Origin of the sequence: Methylobacterium sp. 88A (genome assembly GCF_000376345.1) — a bacterium.
Taxonomy (GTDB): Bacteria; Pseudomonadota; Alphaproteobacteria; order Rhizobiales; family Beijerinckiaceae; genus Methylobacterium; species Methylobacterium bullatum.
This window is the reverse complement of the sequence record NZ_AQVT01000001.1, coordinates 2,383,637-2,406,685: the sequence shown is the minus strand read 5'-3', so window position 1 is coordinate 2,406,685 and position 23,049 is coordinate 2,383,637. Positions and strand designations below refer to the sequence as shown.

Sequence of the window (23,049 nt, the reverse complement as noted above, 5' to 3'; positions counted from 1 at the left end):
GGTGGGTCCAGGCCGGTCCGCCGCGGACACAGGAACTAGGAATTAGCGAAATTGCGCAGTTTACCCGTCGGGTGTCAAGACGGCATCGCATAATGCCTCTCCGCAGCGATCGCGCGGCTGGACTAACTTTCGTGAAATGCTACGTCTACGAGCCAGTTCCCATGGTGGTGACCGGTATTATATGCAGGTCACCACCATGCCCTCCCGAGAAGCGATTGACGGGACACAATAGCTCTTAAGCTCGCTGTCATATTCACCAAAATTTAGAATATTTCAAAATCTAAATTATTTACTCCAGTCATATTCCCCAAGCTAGCGAACTTTACAGCTGAATAGTTGGATCCCGAACCGTCCTTGTCGTAAAATAGCCCCCCCACCGACGAGTCGTAAATAATGCGATCATTGGCATCAATTGGACTCGAGCCCATCAGCTTGAACGCCGAAGCCGCTAGGAATTGTTCACCTCCGACATTAACGACAGCTAACGCCTCAAAGATACTATGATCCAGCTTAAGCTTGTCATAAGAACCATCGAAATCAGTGATTTTTGCCAAATTTTTTGATTGGTTCATTTCAACATCAAAGACAAACGTATCGTTCCCCGCCCCCCCGGTCAGGACATCAATTCCGCCGCGGCCATTGATGATGTTGTCCGCTGAATTTCCCGAAATCAGATTGTTTAAACCGTTGCCTGAGGCATCAATATTGACAGCGCCAGCAAGCGATAGATTTTCAACAAAATCAGCAAGCACAACTGAGACAGAACTTTGGATTAGATCCACCCCTTCACCACTAACTTCTACTGCGCGATCGGCAGCACTGTCGAATATGTACGTGTCGTTACCTCCTCGACCGATTAGATTATCGCCCCCCTCGTAGCCATCAAGTCGATTACCACCGTTGTCGCCCCAAAGCTGGTCAGCGAACTTGCTACCTGTCAGATTTTCTAAGTTAATTAATACATCACCGGCGGCATCTTGATCGACAGAGCTCGCACTAGACGCAAGCATATCTACGACTACCCCATGATCCGAAGATTGGTAGTTAGCCGTATCGACCCCCTCGCCACCATCTAATTCATCTGAACCTTGCCCACCAACAATAACGTCATCGCCCGAGCCGCCGCGGATGATATCATTCCCGTCGCCGCCAAATATGGTGTCAGAACCACCTTTACCTTCTAATGTATCAGCCAAACGTGTCCCGACGAGAAAGTTTTCATGATCGTCGGCCGATACGTGCACTCCAAATCCCTCAATACCCGTGCCAGATATCGTGTTAATAAGGCCATTGCCTCCGTTAATTACAACGGGACCTCCATTAACTTCGACATGGGGAGTACCATCCACCAACGAAACATAGACGTCAGTGCTTGGCGCTCCACTCAACTCTAGGATGCCGTTTACTGCACGAGCAGAAATATCGGCTGGTCCTGGAGCAGCAACGGCTTTATCGGCAAATTTAAGCGTTTGTACGTTTGTAAGCAAATCAAATCCGTCAACACTAATATCCCTCGCATCCTCGATGCTAACCACTCCATTTCGATTGATTATAATATAATCTGCGTAGTTACCCGAGAACGCCGCGGTATTGTTGCCACTACCTCCGTCGATAACATCATCCCCGCCGCCGCCAACAAGAAGGTCGTCGCCACCAAGGCCATAGATCCAGTCCACCAAACCCGAACCATAGATCGCATTTACTGCTTCATTGCCGAACACTTTGAGCTCACTAGCAACTAAATTTCGAGCATCGATGCTGTTAAGACTATTTAAGCTTGCAGGAAAGGTAATCGGAAATCCAGATTGGGTTATGGATAGCAGATTAGAACCGTTCTTCAATTTGACCGTAATGTCGCTTTCAGTGGCTCCAATCAGACTTAATACCCCCTCTAATTCCGCAACTTGAATTGCAGCACCAGAAGGCACCTTGATAGTACCATTTGCGAACGTCAAATATTCAATACCCGAAAGGGTATCCGTTCCGTCGGCCGCAGATTCTCTAATATCCTTAACGATAATTCTCGAGCCATCATTGGTGATCTGGTAATTTACAAATTCACCGCCATACACCGCTGTGTCGTTCCCCCCACCACCTTCGAGTATATCATTCCCACTGCCGCCAATTATTATATCATCACCACCATGACTCTGGATTAAATCATCGTCTTGTGAGCCGCGAATATTATTTGCCAGATTATTGCCCTTTAAATTTACTCCGGCATCTATTCGTGACGCGTCGATATCTTTGATAGAAAGCATTTCACCGCCGACGGCTATGCGCGCACCATCGACAAATACCGTGGGTGCATAATTAACAGGATCATTAGACAGCGTCACCGAGAGTGTCGAACCGCCTGCACTACCATTAATCGTAAGCTTCCCCGCTGCGCCATCTGCGCGTATTGTACTAAAAGTCTTAAGATTGATCATTTTGTCTGAAAATACGATCTGCGATATATTATAAATCTCATCAATTCCTTCGCCAAATTTACTACGAAGATCAGCTATCAAAATTCTCTCGTCGGACATGGAAATAGCATAGTCGGTGCTCTTGCCGAGATAAACCGCCGTGTCTACTCCAGTACCACCGTCCAGGATATCGTTGCCAATTCCACCATAAAGACGGTCGTTTCCGGCTCCACCGTTGAGGTCGTCGTTACCTAGTGAACCAAACAGCCGATCATTACCTAGGCCGCCAGTTAGCTCGTCGTTTCCTAGGCCACCAAAAAGATCACTGTCATCGTCGGGCCCGACGAGGTTGCGCGCCGCCGTGCTCGTACTGAACACCGCCTGCTTGTCGGTGAACAGAGACTGCTTCATCGCATCGAGGCTGTAGCTCGCATAGTTGCCGTTGTAGTTGACCCGAAGGTAAGTGTAGTTGAAGCCTGCGTCCAGCAGCTTCAGGGTCGCCAGGTCGGCGATGCCCAGCGCCGAGACGTCGAGGCGGTCCTCCGCTTTGAAGTCGCTCAGGCTGACGCTGACGCTATCGCGCTGAGACACCGGGCTGGCCAGGACGAACACGTCCGAGCCCGTGCCGCCGGTGGCTCTGTCACCCTCGGCACCGATCAGCAGCGTATCCGCTCCCGCGCCGCCGTTCAGCGTATCGTAGCCTGCACCGCCATCGAGCCGGTCGTCTCCGTCCTCGCCGTTGAGCGTGTCGACGTCCAGACCGCCAAGAAGCGTATCGTTGCCCGCCCCGCCATACAGTGTGTCGTTGCTTGCGCCACCATCCAGTCGATCGTTGCCCTCTAAACCTTGCAGCACATCTTGGCCATCAAGCCCGAAAAGCACATCAGATGCTGCATTACCACCGATTATGTTGTTAGACCCGTTACCAATGCCCTCGAACGAATCTGCACCAGCATAGGACAGATTTTCGACGTTCAATCCAATAGTATATTTTCTTAGGGTTGTGCTGACAGTGTCCGTCCCCGACGCAGAAGCCTCTATAATTTCCACCAATTCGTGATCGACAACATATGTATCGTTTCCGTCAGACCCTATAAGCTGATCCCGACCGTCGCGTCCGCCCGAAAGCGTATCGTCAAAGGCCGAACCTTGTATAGTATTGCTCAGGACATTACCTGTTCCAATGAAACTTCCATTACCCAAGTAAGAAAGATTTTCAATGGAGTTATCGGATAATGTAAATTCATTTAGATGCGTCTTAATATTATCGATCCCTTCCCCGTCAATCTCTTCGATAGCAACACCTAGATATTCTACTATATACGTGTCATCGCCGCCTCTCCCTCTTAAAATGTCGATCCCTCCATTGCCGCCGTCTAACGTGTCAGATCCTTTACCTCCAACAATGAGGTTGTCGCCAGCATTGCCATCTCCATTAAAATCTCCAATGCCAGTAAAATAAAGTGCTTCTACATTTTCAGCGAGACTAAATCTTAGAAGGCCCGTTTTGACAGTATCGTACCCCTCACCTGCTGACTCAATAATTTCATCAAGGCCGTCACCAACTTCGATGAGATAAGTATCGTCTCCGGCCCCTCCAAGAAGACGATCGTTCCCCTCTCCACCAATTAGCAAATCCCTGCCACCTAAACCAAACAGGTCATCCCCACCTTCAGCACCACGGATTTCATTATTTGATTTGCTGCCAATAAGTGTATCTATTTTCGCCGAACCAATTAGATTTTGAATATTTTTTATAATGTCGCCTTCGGCGTCCCCACCAACATTTTGCTGATTGTCTAAATTGACGCTTACGCCTCGCTCCGAACCACTATAAGAAACGGTGTTAATATTTGAGTTTCCATCGATGATGTCGGCTCCCGACCCACCCTCGATAATGTCATTACCTGCACCGCCGTTGAGTCTGTCAAAACCGTCACCGCCAAAAATAATATCATCACCTCCGGCGCCAGAGATAACATCCGAACGCGCCGTCCCCGTAAATTGATTCTGCTTGTCGTCGCCAGTAAGAAATATACCAACATTTACTACATTCTCTGCATTAACGTTCGATATTGGCCCAAAGGAAGCCTCAATAGCGACGTCCCTACCATCCGCCTTTGCAACAAGACCTGCGTAACTCAGCGTTACTTCAAGATTTTTTTCGGCACCGCCTGTAAAAAACAAGCTTTTTTCAGTATTAATTACTTGTATTTTGCTGAATAGCGTTGGTGATTCGATTGTTTTATCTAAAAAAACCAAACTTTCCACATTGCTTAGCTTGTCGACACCATCAAAATTCAGATTTCTTTTATCTTTTACGACAACAAAATTGCCGGCAGTCGAAATGACATAATTGCTGCTGTCGGCGTAATATCTTACAACATCAATGCCTTGTCCACCGTCAATCATGTCGTTGCCGACACCTCCCGATATTTCATCATCTCCAGCGCCAGCAAAAATCTTGTCATTTCCACCGCCTCCTTGAACTATATCGTTTCCTTGGCCACCTAGAATATTGTCATCACCCAATCCGCCGTACAGGAAATCGCTCCCATATCCGCCATCGAGCTGATCGGCACCGCTGGAGCCAAACAGCCGATCGGACCCAAGGCCGCCGGCAAGCGTGTCGTTGCCGAGCCCACCAATCAGATCGTCGGCATTCGCTGTACCGGTCAGGGACCGCGCCGCCGTGCTCGTATTGAACACCGCCTGCTTGTCGGTGAACTGAGACAGCTTGATCGCATCGAGGCTGTAGCTCGCATAGTTGCCGTTGTAGTAGGTAACCAGGTAGGTATAGCTGAAGCCTGCGTCCAGCAGCTTCAGGGTCGCCAGGTCGGCGATGCCCAGCGCCGAGACGTCGAGGCGGTCCTCGGCTTTGAAGTCGCTCAGGCTGACGCTGACGCTATCGCGCTGAGACACCGGGCTGGCCAGGACGAACACGTCCGAGCCCGTGCCGCCGGTGGCTCTGTCGCCCTCGGCACCGATCAGTAGCGTATCCGCTCCCGCGCCGCCGTTCAGCGTATCGTAGCCTGCACCGCCATCGAGCCGGTCGTCTCCGTCCTCGCCGTTGAGCGTGTCGACGTCCAGACCGCCCAGAAGCGTGTCGTTACCCGCCCCGCCATACAGAGTGTCTCGCCCACCCCCGCCATCGAGCGCATCAGCACCCTCATCGCCCATTAAATCGTCGTTGTTATCTCCGCCAGAAAGAGTATCAGCTCCATCTCCGCCGACTAATGTATCATCGCCCAATGATCCAATTAATTTATCATTGCCAATTCCACCTGTTAGTATATTATCAAGACCATTACCAGTTATTATGTCATTTCCGCCCAAACCCTCCAATACCACTTGATGAGTCGTCAGTCGGAATCGATCACCCATCTCGGTTCCGATGTAAAAATTCTCATAGCTTATAGTATATGTTTTTCCAGTGGTGCTTACCGTATAGTTATGGGTTTCAGAGAACAAAGGTATTTCTGCCCCGCCGCCTATTGGCGTCGTCCCCTGATAAATCGGCCCCAGGGAAAGATCCACGGTCGGCCTGCCTATAGGACCAAGATCTGCATAAGCATAAGCCGAAGCCTGCCCAATTAGAAGCTCAGCCTCGCTGCTTAGCAACAGACTTGTTTCGTTTGTTAGATTGCCTTTTATATTATATGTAGCAGATACAGTGAATTTTCCCTCGCCTTGAGGAGTATCAAACTCAAATTTATCTCCAAGAACGCCGTCAATGTGCTGGCCAAAACTCGATGTCATGCTAACTTCGACCGAGGTCGGCTCGAAACGAAACTCCTGCTGCAACGAGACATGCCCAACCAGGTTAGCAGCAAGTGTAGTATAATCATAACCGAACCCTACAAGTCCAAGATCGACGTCTTTATGACCCTGAAATACTTGTGGCGGAACTCCTACCAACCCAAGCAAGGCGCCTACTACATTGAAGCTAGCCGAAACAAACGGGTCGGTTCGCCCCGACACAACAAGCGCCCCAAACGCACTTCCGTCATTTACGATGTGTCGCGTGCTGAGATCTAAAGGATCTGGAAGACCAACGGTAATACTACCATAATCATAGTCAAATCTTTTTGGCTCATAATCCTCGCCTTGAATATCAATAATATTGTATAATTCTTCAAAATCTACAAGAACAGTATCGAATGAACCGCTAACGCTTGCATTTATACCCCCCCCGCCAAAAAAGTCTGAACTAATATGGCCTTCTGCAGAAACAGACCCATAGAGACGCGCATACAACTCAGCGCCTAAATTCAGATTAATTCCAGAGTTTTCAAGATCAATGCCCGTTGACGACAAGCTGGAGCGACCCTGCTGCCAATATGAGGTATCGATATATGAACTTGCGTTTATCGTATCAGCAGAGCTCGAAACCCTTTCTCTTAGATCGATACCGTAATTTATTTGGATATCGCCCGCCATTAGATCCAGTTCGCCCACCAAACCAAATCCAGCAGTATAATCGAGACCTATATTAGCACTCAGGGAGGCACCGCCTTCAGCTAATGGGCTTAGGTCGAATCCACCGTCAATGCTAAATCCAGCAGAATTACTACCTGAAGATCTATAATACCAGTCGTCCGAAAAATCGTAGTGCAGATTGCCGGGATAATCCGGCCCCCACATACCAACACCACGGTTACCGGAAATAATGGTCATATTAATAGCCTCGCAATAACCTGCTCGTCCGAAATTATTCTCGACAAATCAACTAAGCTTGCCAAACCCTACACTGCTACGGAAAAGGCAAATTTAGTCTCGATCTGAACGCAAAAATCGGCCAAAAAGCAACCTTGTGATGATCATCGTTTCCTCGATACACATCATGAGCCACACTAGAATTCAATGAACCTTTTGGCTACCGTTCGGAAAGGCGGCAACTGTTGCGAAATTTTCATGTTGCTGAATTGCAACGGAGCGCATCTTATTTTCGTTCATTTCATGATAGGTCCTATTGACGAATTGACTTCTTGAATGACCTCATTGCCGACCCCGATTCGAAGTTGGATGTTTGACCCCGGGGTTTGATAGTGCACTCTTCACAGTGAAACAGAGGGACGCGCTATGGACCAGGTTCTTCACGGCGGCGTCACAGCGACGGAGACGATCGTCGAGCGATCCAGTATTGACCCTGACCCAGCAAAGTGGTCCGCGCTGAGCGCAAGTTTTTCGGGCATCCTGAACCCTTAAGGAGGGTGGATGCCATGCCTCGCAAACGCTTCACGAACGAACAGATCGCCTTTGCCCTGCGGCAGGCGGAGAATGGTGCGACGGTGGACGAGGTCTGCCGGAAGATGGGTGTATCCGAGCCAACGTTTTACCGTTGGAAGAAGCAGTTCGTCGGCATGGGCGTGCCTGAGATCCGGCGGTTGAAGCAGTTGGAGGACGAGAACGGCAAGCTCAAGCGGTTGGTCGCAGACCTGACGCTGGACCGCTCGATGCTGCAGGACGTGCTCAAGCGACCCGAAGGGCAGCGTCAGCAAAAGTGGTGAGGCCCGCCGTTCGCCGTGAGGTCGCCGGTCACCTGCAGGTGGCCTACGACATCAGCGAGCGTCGGGCCTGTCTGGCCACCGGCTTCGGCTGTTCGTCCCAGCGCTATACCAAGCGCTCTGATCCGCAGGTCGCGCTGCGGATGCGACTGAAGGAGCTGGCTGCCGCACGGGTCCGCTACGGCTACCGGCGGCTTCACATCCTATTGCGACGGGAGGGCTGGAAGGTGAACCACAAACGCACTTACCGGATCTACCGCGACGAGGGACTGTCGATCCGGTCCAAGCTGCCCAAGCGCAAGCGGGCCTGGCGATATCGCCAAGGGCGACCAGCGATTGGTGGGCCCAACGAGGTCTGGGCGATGGACTTCGTATCCGACCGCATTGTGGATCGGCGTCGAACGATGACCCTGGGCGAAACAGGACGTAATCCCTTATGTAAGATAGGAAATCTGCATCGAAGATGGGGTCACGATCGGTACCGATTGTGACCCCATCTTCGGCGAATATTACGCTACAATGATAAAGACTTAGCGCGAGATGATAGAGGGTTCATCAATGGACGCTTTTTCACATGCGGTGCTCAACGAAGTCGTAGGACCAGACATGGTCGGGACGCTCCGGCCGTAAGCGAAGGCAGGAGCCGTCGTTAAGCCAAAGGCGTGCCCGTTTCGGCTGGCGAGCGGGAACCTTGAGCCCTTCGAGCCGCCAGATGTGTTCAACGCGCTTTACGTTCACCGTCCAGCCGTCGCGCCGGAGCAGGGCCGTGATCCGGCGATAGCCGTAGCGCCCGTACTGCAGAGCCAAAGCGACGATGGCGGACATCAGAGCGGCCTCGTCCTCGATCACTACGGCGGATTTGCGCTGGGTCGAACGATGCTGACCCAGGACACGGCAAGCGAAGCGTTCGGACACGCCATGCTCGGCAACGACGTAGTCGACACAAGCCCGGCGGCGAGCCGGGCTCAGAAGTTTCCCGCAGCCGCCTCCTTCAGGATGAGCTTCTCCAATGTCAGGTCAGAGATAGCCCGGCGAAGGCGCTGATTCTCGGTCTCCAGGGACTTCAGCCGCTTTACCTGATCGCCCTTCAGGCCACCGTACTCGGACCGCCAGCGGTAATACGTAACCTCGGTTACCTCGATGGACCGGATTGCTTCGGCAACCTTGCGACCTTGCGAGACCAGAACATCCACTTGACGCAGCTTAGCAACAATCTCTTCAGCCGTATGCTTCTTCCGTCCCATGATGACATCCTGCACATGGCTCAAAGCCATATGTAGAACGGCCCTGCGGACAAGAGCGCTCAGCAACAGATCCCCCACCGAGAACGGTGCAGTCATATGTCCGGCCTTTGGGCGCGGTCAGAGACCGCTGGCCTCGATGGAGTCCGCGAGGTGAGTGGCAGATCATACCTGCGCGCTCGAAGGCGCATCGGCTTTGGAGGCCTGTCTCACTTCGAGGGGACGTGCAATCGCGCAGCGGGCTGTTCAGACGCGCTGTTCGGAAAAGGATCACGACTGCGGGTGGGTCCAAGCCGGTCCGCTGAGCACACGAAATTATGATTTAGCGAAAATGCACGTTTGACCCGTCGGGTGTGCAAGACGGTTTCGCATGGGCATCTCAAGCGGTGATCGCGGCATGGAATCCGCGCTTGTTTAGGGATCGCATTGCCGGAAAATCTTGCGCTGGCTTAAGATCAGCGTGATGGGCCAGCGACATAAATAAGCACAATATTTTTATCTAACTAGACATCGCTTAAATAGCGTATCCTGTCGGCGAAATTTGCGATGAAGTTTTTATCAAATCATCATATTTAGTTTTTATCTTTTTACTGTAAATATTATTAAGTATAAACAAAATAAAAAAATGAATTTTTTAATAGTATAGCTATGCCCCTAGATTATAAACTGCTATATCACTAAATGAAATTTAAGGAAAGTCGGTATCAAAAATAGGGGCCAAAATTGTGTGTTTTTATACATTGAAAGGCTGAAAAATAAACCGTATAGAGCTTTTAGGATTCAGTGTTTAGGCTGTATGCTGTGTGTACGCTTGTGCACATAACATACAAAATGAAGTATCTCGAATTATGCTGCATGGTCAAGAGCGTCAATTTCAGGTCAAAGCTGACGACGATACGCTGACTGGCACGGAAGGCGATGACACGCTGAATGGTTTAGGCGGGGACGATGTGCTGTCTGGCTGGGATGGCGATGACTTTCTTGACGGAGGCTCGGGCAACGACTTTCTCGATGGTGGTAACGGTAACGACACACTTCGTGGTGGCGACGACAATGACCACTTAGTGGGCGGGCTTGGTTTTGATGTCATTGAAGGTGGAGCAGGAAACGACAGCATCGAGGAAAACTCGTTGTTTGACCTTGTCGATGCAGGGGGGCGTATCGATGGAGGAGCCGGCGATGACTCGATCCTCGTTTCCGGGACAACCAGTGCATTGGCTGTCAACGGCGGCGAAGGGTTTGATACCCTAACAGTAAATTTTAATACGGCTATAGCGAGCGCTCATGGGTTCATGGATTTATCTAAAATTCAGAATGTAGAGACAATCAAATACAACTACTCATCTATCAATTTTAGCATAAGTGATTTTAATATTTCCTCAGGCAATACGCTTGCTATCGCGCCTGGCACGATATCTTACTATTCATCGGGTGCAACGATCGACGGCAGTCAAGTGACGGCTGGTTCGCTGCACATTTCGACCTTGAAAGAAGAATTCTATGGCTCGGGCTCAGTAGACAATATTATTGGAGGGGCCGGCGATGATCTAATCGAAACTTTTGTTGGCGATGATTTCATTAAAGGTGGCGCCGGCGACGACGTCATTGACGCGGGAAGCGGCATCGATACAGCTGGGTTTTCAGGAAACTATGCTGATTATACTATAACAGAAGACAACATTCATGGCGTTCTCGTTGTAACCGACAATCATGGCGCTGACGGAACTGACACTCTCAAAAGCGTTAACAAACTACAATTCGCCGACCGAACCATCTCCGTCGTTATTCCAGGTATTACCCTCATTGGTACAAATAGTGCAGATACGCTGACTGGCACGGAAGGCGATGACACGCTGAATGGTTTAGGCGGGGACGATGTGCTGTCTGGCTTGGATGGCGATGACTTTCTTGACGGAGGCTCGGGCAACGACTTTCTCGATGGTGGCAACGGTAACGACACACTTCGTGGTGGCGACGACAATGACCACTTAGTGGGCGGGCTTGGTTTTGATGTCATTGAAGGTGGAGCAGGAAACGACAGCATCGAGGAAAACTCGTTGTTTGACCTTGTCGATGCAGGGGGGCGTATCGATGGAGGAGCCGGCGATGACTCGATCCTCGTTTCCGGGACAACCAGTGCATTGGCTGTCAACGGCGGCGAAGGGTTTGATACCCTAACAGTAAATTTTAATACGGCTATAGCGAGCGCTCATGGGTTCATGGATTTATCTAAAATTCAGAATGTAGAGACAATCAAATACAACTACTCATCTATCAATTTTAGCATAAGTGATTTTAATATTTCCTCAGGCAATACGCTTGCTATCGCGCCTGGCACGATATCTTACTATTCATCGGGTGCAACGATCGACGGCAGTCAAGTGACGGCTGGTTCGCTGCACATTTCGACCTTGAAAGAAGAATTCTATGGCTCGGGCTCAGTAGACAATATTATTGGAGGGGCCGGCGATGATCTAATCGAAACTTTTGTTGGCGATGATTTCATTAAAGGTGGCGCCGGCGACGACGTCATTGACGCGGGAAGCGGCATCGATACAGCTGGGTTTTCAGGAAACTATGCTGATTATACTATAACAGAAGACAACATTCATGGCGTTCTCGTTGTAACCGACAATCATGGCGCTGACGGAACTGACACTCTCAAAAGCGTTAACAAACTACAATTCGCCGACCGAACCATCTCCGTCGTTATTCCAGGTATTACCCTCATCGGCACCGACACCGGCGATTCCCTCAGCGGCAGCGAAGGCAACGACACTCTGGATGGCGGCGGCGGCGACGACGTGCTGATGGGCCTTGATGCCGCCGACACGCTTGACGGCGGCGAGGGCAGCGACAATCTGATCGGAGGGGCCGGCAACGATACGCTCGACGGCGGCATCGGCAACGACACGCTGGTTGCCGGCGCCGGCAACGACATGGTCGATGCGGGCGACGGCAATGATCTCATTGTCGGCAACGGCGACGATGCAGGCAATGACACCTATTCCGGTGGCATCGGCGTTGATACCGTCGCGTATTCCGGTGCCGTGACAGGCATCACGGTCAACCTCACTACCGGAACGGCGGCGGGCAATGAGATAGGCCGGGACACGCTCGATCAGGTCGAGAACGTCATCGGCGGTGGCGGCAACGACATTATCACCGGGAGCGGCGGCGACAACATTCTCGAAGGGGGCACGGGCGCGGATCGCTTGGTGGGCGGTGCCGGCATCGACACCGCGAGCTACGAACACGCGAGCGTGAAGGTCTCGGCCAACCTGACCGATGCGGGTCTGAACACCGGGCAGGCAGCAGGCGACACCTACAGCGGCATCGAGGGGCTCGAAGGCTCGAACTACGACGACGCGCTCACCGGCAACGCCGGCGCGAACGTTCTGGCCGGCGGCGCGGGTAACGACAGCTTGGACGGCGGCGTAGGCGCCGACTTGATGGAAGGAGATGCCGGCAACGACACCTACATTGTTGACAATACCGGCGACCATATCGCCGAGACCATCGGTGCCGGCACCGATGTCGTGAAGGCCAACGTCAGCTACGTGCTCACTACTGGACAATCCGTGGAGACGCTGTCGACCACGAGCGATGCCGGCACGGGTTCCATTAATCTGACCGGCAACGACCTCAACAACACCGTGCGCGGCAACGATGGCACGAACGTGCTCAACGGCGGCGGCGGTAGGGATCGTCTGGTCGGCGGCTTGGGCAACGACACCTACGTCACCGACGGCGCCGACACGATCACCGAAGGTACCGATGCCGGCACCGACCTCGTGAAGAGTTCGGTCACGCTCACGCTCGGCACGAACCTAGAAAACCTCACGCTGACCGGCACGGTTGCCGTCAATGGCACCGGCAACAGTGCCGCAAACACGCTGAGGGGCAACGGCGCCGCCAACATCCTCAACGGCGGCACCGGCGCCGACACGCTGATCGGGGGCTTGGGCAATGACACCTACGTCACCGACGGCGGCGACGTGATCTCGGAGACGTCGGCCACCGGCGGTACCGACCTCGTGCAAAGCTCGGCGACACTCACGCTCGGCACTAACCTAGAAAACCTCACGCTGTCCGGCACGGGCGCGATCGGCGGCACCGGCAACACCCTGGCCAACACCATCACCGGAAACGGCGCCGCCAACGTGCTCAACGGCGGCACCGGCAGCGACACACTGATCGGCGGCTTGGGCAACGACACCTACGTCACCGACGGCGCCGACACGATCACCGAATTAGCCAGCGCTGGCACCGACCTCGTGCAAAGCTCCGCCACCCTGACGCTTGGAACTAACCTGGAGAACCTGACGCTCACCGGCACGGGCGCGATCGACGGCACCGGCAACACCCTGGCCAACACCATCATCGGAAACAGCGCCGCAAACACCTTGGATGGCGGAGACGGCAACGATACGCTGACCGGAGGCGCCGGCAGCGACACACTGATCGGAGGCTTGGGCAACGATATCTACGTCACGGACGGTCGCGACACCCTCAGCGAGACCTCGGCCAGCGGCGGCACTGACCTCGTGCAGAGCTCGGCCACATTGACGCTCGGCGCCAACTTGGAGAACCTCACGCTGACCGGCAGGGCCGCAACCAGCGGCACCGGCAACGAATTGGCCAACACGTTGGTCGGCAACGACGCCAACAACGTACTCACCGGTCTTGGCGGTCTGGACAAGCTCACGGGCGGTCTGGGCGCGGACACGTTCGTGTTCAAGGCGCTTACCGACAGCACGGTGGCCAGCACCGGCCGCGACATCGTCATGGACTTCAATCACACTCAGGGCGACCACATCGACCTGAGTGTGATTGACGCGAACACGGGTGTGACGGGGGACCAAGCCTTTAGCTTCATCGGCGAGGGCGCGTTCACCAAGCACGCGGGCGAGGTGCGCTTGGTGTTCTCGGGCACCAGCACGGTGGTGAGCGGCGACGTGGACGGAAACGGCACCGCCGACTTCTCCTTCGTCCTCCAAGGCAACGTCACAATCCAACAGAATGACTTTCTGTTGTGATTTAACTCGCAGATGGCCTGCCCCCTGAGAAGTGGCTCTTCGCCAAGTTTGGTGGATTAGGCTGCGAGGAGGAACCGTCGTCGTAGGAGGTCGAGATTGTGACCCTGACCCATCAAACTGGTCCGCGCTGAGCGCAAGTTTTTCGGGCATCCTGAAACCTGAAGGAGGGTGGGTGTGTCCGAGCCGACGTTCTACCGCTGGAAGAAGCAGTTCGTCGGCATGGGCGTGCCTGAGATCCGACGGCTCAAGCAGCTGGAGGACGAGAACAGCAAGCTCAAGCGGCTGGTCGCCGACCTGACGCTGGACTGCTCCATGCTGCAGGATGTGCTCAAGCGAAAGTGGCGAGGCCCGCAGCTCGCCGTGAGGTCGCTGGTCACCTGCAGGTGGCCTACGGGATCAGCGAGCGTCGGGCCTGTCTGGCTACCGGCTTCGGCCGTTCGTCCCAGCGCTACAGGAAGCGCTCAGATCCGCAGGTGGCGCTGCGGATGCGATTAAAGGAGTTGGCTGCCGCACGGGTGTGCTACGGCTACCGGCGGCTGCACATCCTGTTGCGACGGGAGGGCTGGGCCGTGAACCACAAGCGCACCTACCGGATCTACCGCGACGAGGGGCTGTCGATCCGGTCCAAGTTGCTCAAGCGCAAGAGGGCTTGGCGGTATCGCCAGGGGCGATCGGCGATCGGTGGGCCCAACGAGGTCTGGGCGATGGACTTCGTATCCGACCGCGTCTTCGACGGGCGTCCGTTCCGGATCTTGACCGTCGTCGATTGCCACACGCGAGAGGTGCTCTGACTGACGCCGAAGAGCCAACTTCCGCGCCTTCCAGGTGACCGAGGCGCTCGACGCCTTGGTCAGGCTGAGGGGGCGGCCCAAGAGCCTGCGGGTGGATAATGGACCGGAGTTCGCCGGTCGCATGCTTGACCAGTGGGCCTACCTGAACGGAGACGAGATCGACTTCTCTCGACCGGGCAAGCCGACCGACAACGCCTACATCGAGTCGTTCAACGGCCGTCTACGGGCGGAGTGCCTGAACGCCTCGTGGTTCCTGTCGCGGGCCGATGCCCGCGAGCGCATCGAGGAATGGAGGTGCCACTACAACGAAGATCGACCCCACACGGCCCTGGGCGGCTTGACGCCCCGAGCCTTCGCCAACCAAGCTGTCACAGCCCGAGAACTTGCATAGGCCGTGGACCACAAACGGGGTCAACTCCACCCGACGATGCACTAACTTCAAACCTGGGCCACCGAATGGGGGCAGGTCATACGCGCTCTAAGGTTCGCGCCCAAATTTTCTCTTATACCAATCGGCGATGAGGGGGACTCACGGGGTTTATTCGGCGGGGCCGTTGTGATTCGATAAGGCGGATCGGGAGGGTTCGTCATGTCGGCTTGCGTACCGTTGCGTAAGGACTTCAGCGCCGATGATTTGCGCCGGCTGGCTCGGAGGAGCCGGGATGCCGGTCAGAGCCGGCGGCTGTTGGCGCTGGCAACGATCTATGACGGCGCCAGCCGCATGGACGCGGCGCGGACCGGGGCCGTGAGCCTGCAGACGGTTCGGGATTGGGTGCTGGCGTTCAACGCCATTGGCCCGGCCGGGCTGGTCGACGGCAAGGCCCCCGGTCAAAGGCCGAAGCTGGATGCGGCCCAGCGACAGGCGCTGGCGCAGGTGATCGAGGAGGGGCCGGACCCAGGCCGGCACGGCGTGGTGCGTTGGCGGCTGAAGGATCTCGCCGCCTGGATCTACGCCAGCTTCGGTGTCAGCCTCGATGAGAGCACGGTGGGGCGCACGGTCAGGGCGCTCGGCTTTGCCAAGCTGTCGGTGCGCCCGCGCCATCACGAGCAGGATCCGGCCGCCTTGGCGGCCTTCAAAAAAGCCTGCCCGCTGCCGTGAACGCGATCCGCGCGGGTCTACCGCCTGGAACAGCCATCGAGCTGTGGTGGCAGGATGAGGCCCGGGTCCGCCAGAAGAACACCCTGCCGCGCCGATGGGCACGTCGTGGCAGCCGCCCGTCGGCCCCCAAGGATCAGCGCACGGCCTACGCTTACATCTTCGGGGCAATCTGCCCGGAGAAAGGCAAAGGCGCCGGCCTCGTCCTACCCCGCTGCGACAGTGAAGCGATGAGCCTGCATCTCGCCGAGATCAGCCAATGCGTCGATCTTGGCTCCCATGCCGTGCTGATCCTGGACGGCGCGGGCTGGCACAGCGCCCACGACGTCATCGTACCCCGCAACATCACCCTGCTGACGCTGCCGCCGTGCGCGCCCGAGCTCAACCCGGTTGAAAACGTCTGGCAGTTCCTGCGTGACAACTGGCTCGGTGACCGGATCTTCGGCTCCTACGACGACATCGTCGAGCGCTGCTGCGAGGCCTGGAACCGCCTCATCGAACAGCCCTGGAAGATCATGTCCCTCGGACTGCGCGAGTGGGCCTATCGGTTATGATCAATGCCGATTGGTATTATGCGTCCTGCGTAGTAGCTACTTATTGACGATACGAAAAGCCCTCAGTCCTTAGGAAAATAATTCTGACCAATAGAAAACTGATGACTTGCGCACGAGAATCTGTAAAACCAATTGCGATCATTGATTTGAGATTCGGATTATATTATGTCGGTGGGAATCACCTATAACAGCAATAAGACCCTAACGACCGGTTCAGATACATATTCTACCGGGTTTCATTATGCGTATAGCTCCAATGGAACGGCTTACTACGAGCTGATAACTTGGGTTGATGGCGCGGGTGGTGATGACACGTTAACTGCAATATCCCCAACTCATACTGTGGCTGGATCAACCGGCCTTATGTTTTACGGGACTTTCTATGCATACAGTGGGGGCTTTCTAATTGGCGGGGAAGGCAACGACACCCTGCGCGGTGGAAGCGGCAACGACCGTCTTGAAGACTACTCCGGTAACAACGTCCTGACGGGTGGTACCGGCGACGACCAGATGACCGCAGGCGATGGCGACGATACTCTCGATGGCGGAGACGGCAACGATTACATCCGCGCCGGAGGCGGGCTCAATATTATCCGAGCCGGCGCGGGCGACGATTCCGTCGGTAGTTCGTCATTCATATCAGCCGATGGCGGGGCCGGTACGGACACGCTGTACGTCAGCGGCGATCTCACTGGCTCGACCATTACGAGTTTTGAGAACTTTCTGACGGACACGGCTACACTCACAGTCGCGCAGCTCAATGCCTTCACGACTGTCGGGTTCGGCAACATCTTTGGAAACGTCATCACCCTAGGGACCGCCGGCACTGTTGGTGCAAACTTCCTATCGACCAGGAGCGGTGGCACAATCCAAGGATCGTCGGGATCGGATACGATTGATCTATCTACCAACACTGCCGGCTGGAACATCAAGGACGGCAACGGGACCAGCGCCGACACGCTAATCGGTGGATCGGGCGACGATTATCTGACCGGCTCTGAAGGCAACGACACCCTGCGCGGTGGAAGCGGCAACGACCGTCTTGAAGACTACTCCGGTAGCAACGTCCTGACGGGTGGTGCCGGCGACGACCAGATGACCGCAGGCGATGGCGACGATACTCTCGATGGCGGAGACGGCAACGACTCACTTTCGGGCTCCGGCGGCAACGACACCTATTACATCGACAGCCTGGGCGACCGGATCACTGAATATGCTGGTTCGGGGACTGACACGCTGTACACCAGCATCAGCTACGCGCTGGGCGGCCTCAGCATCGAGACCCTGCGGGCCAATGCAGGGACCGCTGGCCTCACGCTGACCGGCAACGAACTCGCCAACAAGATTTTCGGCGGCGCTGGCAAAGACGTCCTCGACGGTGGTGCCGGGATCGACACGCTATCTGGTGGGGCCGGCAACGACACCTACTACGTCGATGCGGCTAAGGATCAAGTCATCGAGGCCCCTGGCGGTGGTACCGACACGGTCTACGCCAGCGTGAGCTACGCGCTGCGGTCCGGCCAGGAGATTGAGACCTTGCGGGCCAACGCCGGATCGATAGGCCTGACGCTGACCGGCAATTACAGCGACAGCCAGATCGTTGGCGGGGCTGGTAATGACACGCTCATTGGCGGCGGCGGCAAAGATTCACTCACGGGCGGGACGGGTAATGACCGCCTATTCGACGACTTCGTCGATGCTTATTCGCCCGACAGCAGCAGCGATACGTTAAAGGGCGGTGACGGCGACGACGAGTTGCAGAGCCTGTGGGGCGCGGACGTCCTCGATGGCGGGGCCGGCAATGACACGGCCATCGTCTCTCGCCTCTCGGCAGAGGCCGACCTTACCTTTGTGATGAAGAGCGTCGGTAGCCGCACCACCCTGATCGGTGATGGAACCGCAATCCTCAACACCGAGAACATTGAGCTGTACGGCGGCAACGGCAACGACCGCTTCACCACGCTGGGCGGCAATGACATTCTCCTTGGTGCCGAAGGCAGCGATGTCCTGAACAGCGGCGCCGGCAACGACATCCTCCACGACAGCTATGCCGGAGGGTACAACCAGATCGACAGCGACCAGCTACTGGCTGGCGATGGCGACGACACGATCTACAGCCTTGGCGGCGCTGACATCATTGACGGCGGTGCGGGCCTGCTCGACTTTGCCCTCATCGACCGTAGCTATGCCACCGCCAACCTGACCTTCACCCTGAAGAGCACGACCGGCCGGACCACCCTCGTCGGCGACGGCACCGTTGTCAGCAACATCGAGTTCTTCGAGCTCGGCGGCGGCGATGGCAATGATCGCTTCACCACCGGTGCGGCGGCCGACAGCCTGTATGGCGGGGCCGGCAACGACGTCCTCAATGGCGGGGCTGGGGCCGACCGCCTCTTTGGCGGCCTGGGCAACGACACCTTCTTCGTCGATGCGGCATCGGACGTGGTCACGGAGGCTGCGGGCGAGGGCAGCGACACCCTTTATGCCAGCGTCAGCTATGCCCTGCGCTCCGGCCAGGAGATCGAGGTGCTGCGGGCCAATGCGGGCAGCACCGGCCTGACGCTGACCGGCAACGCGCTCGACAACAAGATCGTCGGGGGCGCCAGCAACGACACGCTCAACGGCAAGACGGGTATCGACACCCTGTTCGGCGGCCTGGGCAACGACACCTACTACGTCGATGCGGCCGGCGATCAGGTCACCGAGGCCGCGAGGGCCGGTACCGACACGGTGCTGGCCAGCGTCAGCTACACGCTGAAGGCCGGTCAGGAGATCGAGACCCTGAAGGCCAATGCGAGCGCCACCGGCCTGACGCTGACCGGCAACGAGGGCGCCAACGCGATCCTTGGCGGCAAAAGAGCCGACATCCTCGTCGGCGGCCTTGGCCGGGACGTCCTCACGGGCGGCACTGGGGCCGACACGTTCGTGTTCAAGACCGCGAGTGACAGCGCGACCGGGACCGCGACGCGGGATCAGATCACCGACTTCTTGGCCGGGACCGACCGCATCGATCTGTCGGCGATCCAGGCGGTAACGGGCGCGGCCTCCGATCAGGCGTTCAGCTACCTCGGCACCGCCGCCTTCACAAAGACGGCGGGCGATTTGCACACGGTCCAGTCCGGCGGCTCGACCATCATCGAAGGCGACGTCAACGGAGACGGCCGAGCCGACTTCCAGATCGCGCTCAAAAGCGTCGTAGATGCTCTGCAGGCAACGGACTTCGTGCTGTGATTGATTTGTTACCGGTTACGGACGTTTATCACTCCTGTCACCTGGGTCGTGGACCACAAGCGGGGTCAAATCCAATATGGCTTTAAGCCACGTCAAAGGAATAATCGCTTTTCAGGAGGAAGCTAAATGAGCAAGTTTTATTTTCGCTTATTGCCCACCATTGACTTGGTGCTTAATGTATGATTCGTGCAATTTATAAAATTGACATCGTGATTCTAAGCTTGGCGCCAATATCGTGCCATTGGTGATAATACGCTATATGCGAGGATGAAAATGTCCACTGGTCCATCCGTGAATCCGCTTACTAAGACTGATGAATATTTTTTTCCCTACCAAGCCGGATCGGTTGTGTCGGGAGATTTCGATGGGGACGGCGAGATCGATGCCATCCAAATCGGTTATTCAGACTCTGGTTCAGGCTTCGGTTATTTACAAGGCAACGGGGACGGAACTTTCAGTCAAGAAGGCCTTGGTGATCTTCGAGGCGATCCGCGCACCTTTTCGTTACCTGGGAGCGCCTTAGGTGGGGTTACGGCGGATTTCAACAAAGACGGCAAACTTGATCTGGCGGTCGCGTTTTCGTCGTTCAATTCTCCGCAGACCGAAAACAGCGGCGGTGTTGCTATTTTATTGGGGAATGGCAACGGAACATTCCAGGCGCCAACTCTGATCAATATCTCGGGCAGGGCTTTTGGGCTCGAGATTGCCGATTTGAACGGCGATGGTAATTTTGATCTGGGCGTTCAATGGAATACTAATAGCCAAAACAGTGGATTTCTAACGCTCATTGGGAATGGGAATGGTACTTTCGAAGCTCCGAACAAAAACCCCGGCGGGGGTGTTCAGCAAAATTATGGCGGCGATCAATTTTTTGCATTGAAAGATGTTACTAATGACGGCATTGTAGATCTAGTTAGTCAATATGCATTTTTTGGCAAAAACATATTTATTTATAAAGGCTTAGGGGATGGCACTTTTGCATACTCACAAGGATTTGTCGCAAAAGAAACGCTAGCAGGTCCGATTGATGTTGCCGACGTTAATGGCGATGGCCTGATGGACATTGCTGCTGGCACCCAGGGAGGCGCGGAAGTTTTTCTTGGGAAAAACGATGGCACTTTTAGTAGCCCGATCACCTCGTTCCAAGAAGCACTCCCAGGACGAGGCAAGACTTTCAACAACGTTGTTGCAAAAGATATAAACGGCGATGGTCGCGCCGACGTGATTGCCGCCGACATCTATGGAGGCAGTTATGTCGGCTTCAGCAAGGGCGACGGAACGTTCCAATTTGCCGTCCTGAACGAAAACGCAACCAATGGCGCTGGGTTTTTCACGGCGCTTTCAGTGGACGATTTTAATTCGGATCAACTCTTGGATGTTATCACCGCCCCTTATTCCGGTCCTTCATATGTTCACGTTCAGCAGCCACTACAGCCATCGACCTTAAGCATCGTAAGCAGCACTACGGTCGGCTCGGAAGGAAATTCAGGTTCCACCACCTTCACGTTCACCGTGACCCGGTCTGGCGACTCAAGCGGGGTTTCCAGCGCTGACTACACCGTTGGCCCAACGAGCACGGGCGCAAGCGCGTCAGCGAATGACTTCGTCGACGGCCAGTACGCCACTGGATTCGTTTCTTTTGCGGCCGGTGAGACGACAAAAATAATTACGGTTCTTGTCGCTGGCGATATCGACATCGAGTCGGATGAAGCCTTTTCCGTTGGGCTTGCGAACCCAATCGGCGCAACGCTGAATACCGATACTGCGTCGGCGACTATCGTCAACGATGATCGCGCGACATCTGGAGCGGATAATCTGATTGCTGGAGCAAACGGTCCATTCGACATCGATTTGATGGCAGGCGACGATCGCCTGACTATCACAGGCGGCAGTTACAGTGTCCTGGGCAATGACGGTGCCGACACGATTTCTGCTGCCGGTAGCCAGGACGCCGTCACGCTCTTCGGTGGCGCCGGCAACGACCGACTCAGCAGCGGCACCGGCAATGATACGCTCGATGGCGGCACCGGCGCCGACCGCCTCGTCGGCGGGCTTGGCGACGACACCTACGTCGTCGACAATGCTCGTGACCTTGTCACCGAGGCTGACGGGCAAGGTACCGACAGCATCTTCGCCTCGGTCTCCTACTCGCTGGCCGGGCGGTACGTCGAGAACCTGACGCTGACCGGCTCCGCCGTCATCAACGGGACCGGCAATTCGCTTGCCAATATCATCACCGGAAACGGCGCAGCCAACATCCTCGACGGCGGCCTTGGGGCCGACCGCCTCGTCGGTGGGCTTGGCGACGACACCTACGTCGTCGACAACGCTGGCGACCTTGTCACCGAGGCCAACGGACAAGGTACCGATAGCATCTTGGCCTCGGTCTCCTACGCGCTGGCCGGGCGTTACGTCGAGAACCTGACACTGACCGGCTCCGCCGTCATCAACGGGACCGGCAACTCACTCGCCAATACCGTCACCGGAAACGGCGCAGCCAACATCCTTGATGGCGGCACCGGCGCCGACAGGCTCCTTGGCGGGGCGGGCGACGACACCTATGTCGTCGACAACATTGGCGACCTCGTGGTCGAAGCAACGGGCCAGGGCACCGACCATGTCCGTTCCTCCGTCAGCTTCAGCTTGGCGGGACAGTACATCGAGAACCTTACGTTGAGCGGAACCGGCAGCATCAATGCTACTGGCAACTCGCTGGACAATACGCTCACCGGCAACAGTAGCGGGAATGTGCTGACAGGTGGCGCCGGACGGGATCAGATGACCGGCGCGGACGGAGCGGACACCTTTGCGTTCAAGGCGCTGTCCGATACCGGGGCGGGGATTGGCAACCGCGACTATATCCTGGACTTCAATCGGGCTCAGGCCGACAAGATCGACTTCTCTAGGATCGATGCGAATACGAGCCTGACAGGTAACCAAGCGTTCGACTACCTCGACGCTGGCGCCTTCACGGGACAGGCGGGCCAGTTGCACCGGGTGACCTCGAGTTCGAGCACTATCGTCGAGGGCGACGTAAACGGCGACAAGGTGGCCGACTTCCAGATCGTATTAAAGGGGGTCATCGCCCTTCAGGGAACAGATTTCGTTCTCTGACATGTCAATAAGCACTAAAGATTAACCCCGATAGCAATGCGTCGAAGGCCAGTATGTCGATAGGA

Annotated in this window: 5 protein-coding genes and 3 pseudogenes; 6 read left to right on the top strand and 2 right to left on the bottom strand. The window is 55.4% G+C overall.

What is annotated here, in order from left to right; all coding sequences use genetic code 11:
• Positions 1-263: 263 nt before the first annotated feature.
• Positions 264-7,088: a hypothetical protein gene (locus A3OM_RS25235; protein WP_157196473.1), complete on the bottom strand. Its 6,825-nt coding sequence runs from the start codon at positions 7,086-7,088 to the stop codon at positions 264-266.
• Between the two features lie 545 nt (positions 7,089-7,633).
• Between A3OM_RS25235 and A3OM_RS25595 the strand changes: the two are divergent.
• Positions 7,634-8,304 (top strand): annotated as a pseudogene (locus tag A3OM_RS25595) (transposase); the annotation flags it as partial.
• A 190-nt stretch (positions 8,305-8,494) separates the two neighbouring features.
• Here the strand turns inward: A3OM_RS25595 and A3OM_RS25220 are convergent.
• Positions 8,495-9,162: pseudogene (locus A3OM_RS25220) on the bottom strand (IS3 family transposase); the annotation flags it as partial.
• Between the two features lie 845 nt (positions 9,163-10,007).
• On the opposite strand from A3OM_RS25220, the gene A3OM_RS25845 reads away from it, so the two are divergent.
• The 5 genes and pseudogenes from A3OM_RS25845 (at position 10,008) to A3OM_RS25200 (ending at position 22,984) form a co-directional block, all read left to right on the top strand.
• Positions 10,008-14,198 (top strand): calcium-binding protein, encoded by a 4,191-nt coding sequence (locus A3OM_RS25845; RefSeq protein WP_157196472.1) that lies wholly within the window; start codon positions 10,008-10,010, stop codon positions 14,196-14,198.
• Positions 14,199-14,360: 162 nt separating this feature from the next.
• Positions 14,361-15,380 (top strand): annotated as a pseudogene (locus A3OM_RS25210) (IS3 family transposase); the annotation flags it as partial.
• Positions 15,381-15,578: 198 nt separating this feature from the next.
• Positions 15,579-16,639 (top strand): IS630 family transposase gene (locus A3OM_RS25205; RefSeq protein ID WP_085984220.1). Its coding sequence is split into 2 segments (ribosomal slippage): positions 15,579-16,071 and positions 16,071-16,639, totalling 1,062 coding nucleotides; the frame shifts between segments, so codons are not numbered across the junction.
• Between the two features lie 363 nt (positions 16,640-17,002).
• Positions 17,003-19,870 carry a calcium-binding protein gene (locus A3OM_RS0111425; RefSeq protein ID WP_026175950.1) on the top strand — a complete coding sequence of 956 codons (2,868 nt, stop codon included), beginning with the start codon at positions 17,003-17,005 and terminating at the stop codon, positions 19,868-19,870.
• A gap of 273 nt (positions 19,871-20,143) precedes the next feature.
• Positions 20,144-22,984 carry an FG-GAP-like repeat-containing protein gene (locus A3OM_RS25200; protein WP_198290820.1) on the top strand — a complete coding sequence of 947 codons (2,841 nt, stop codon included), beginning with the start codon at positions 20,144-20,146 and terminating at the stop codon, positions 22,982-22,984.
• The last annotated feature ends 65 nt before the right edge of the window (positions 22,985-23,049 follow it).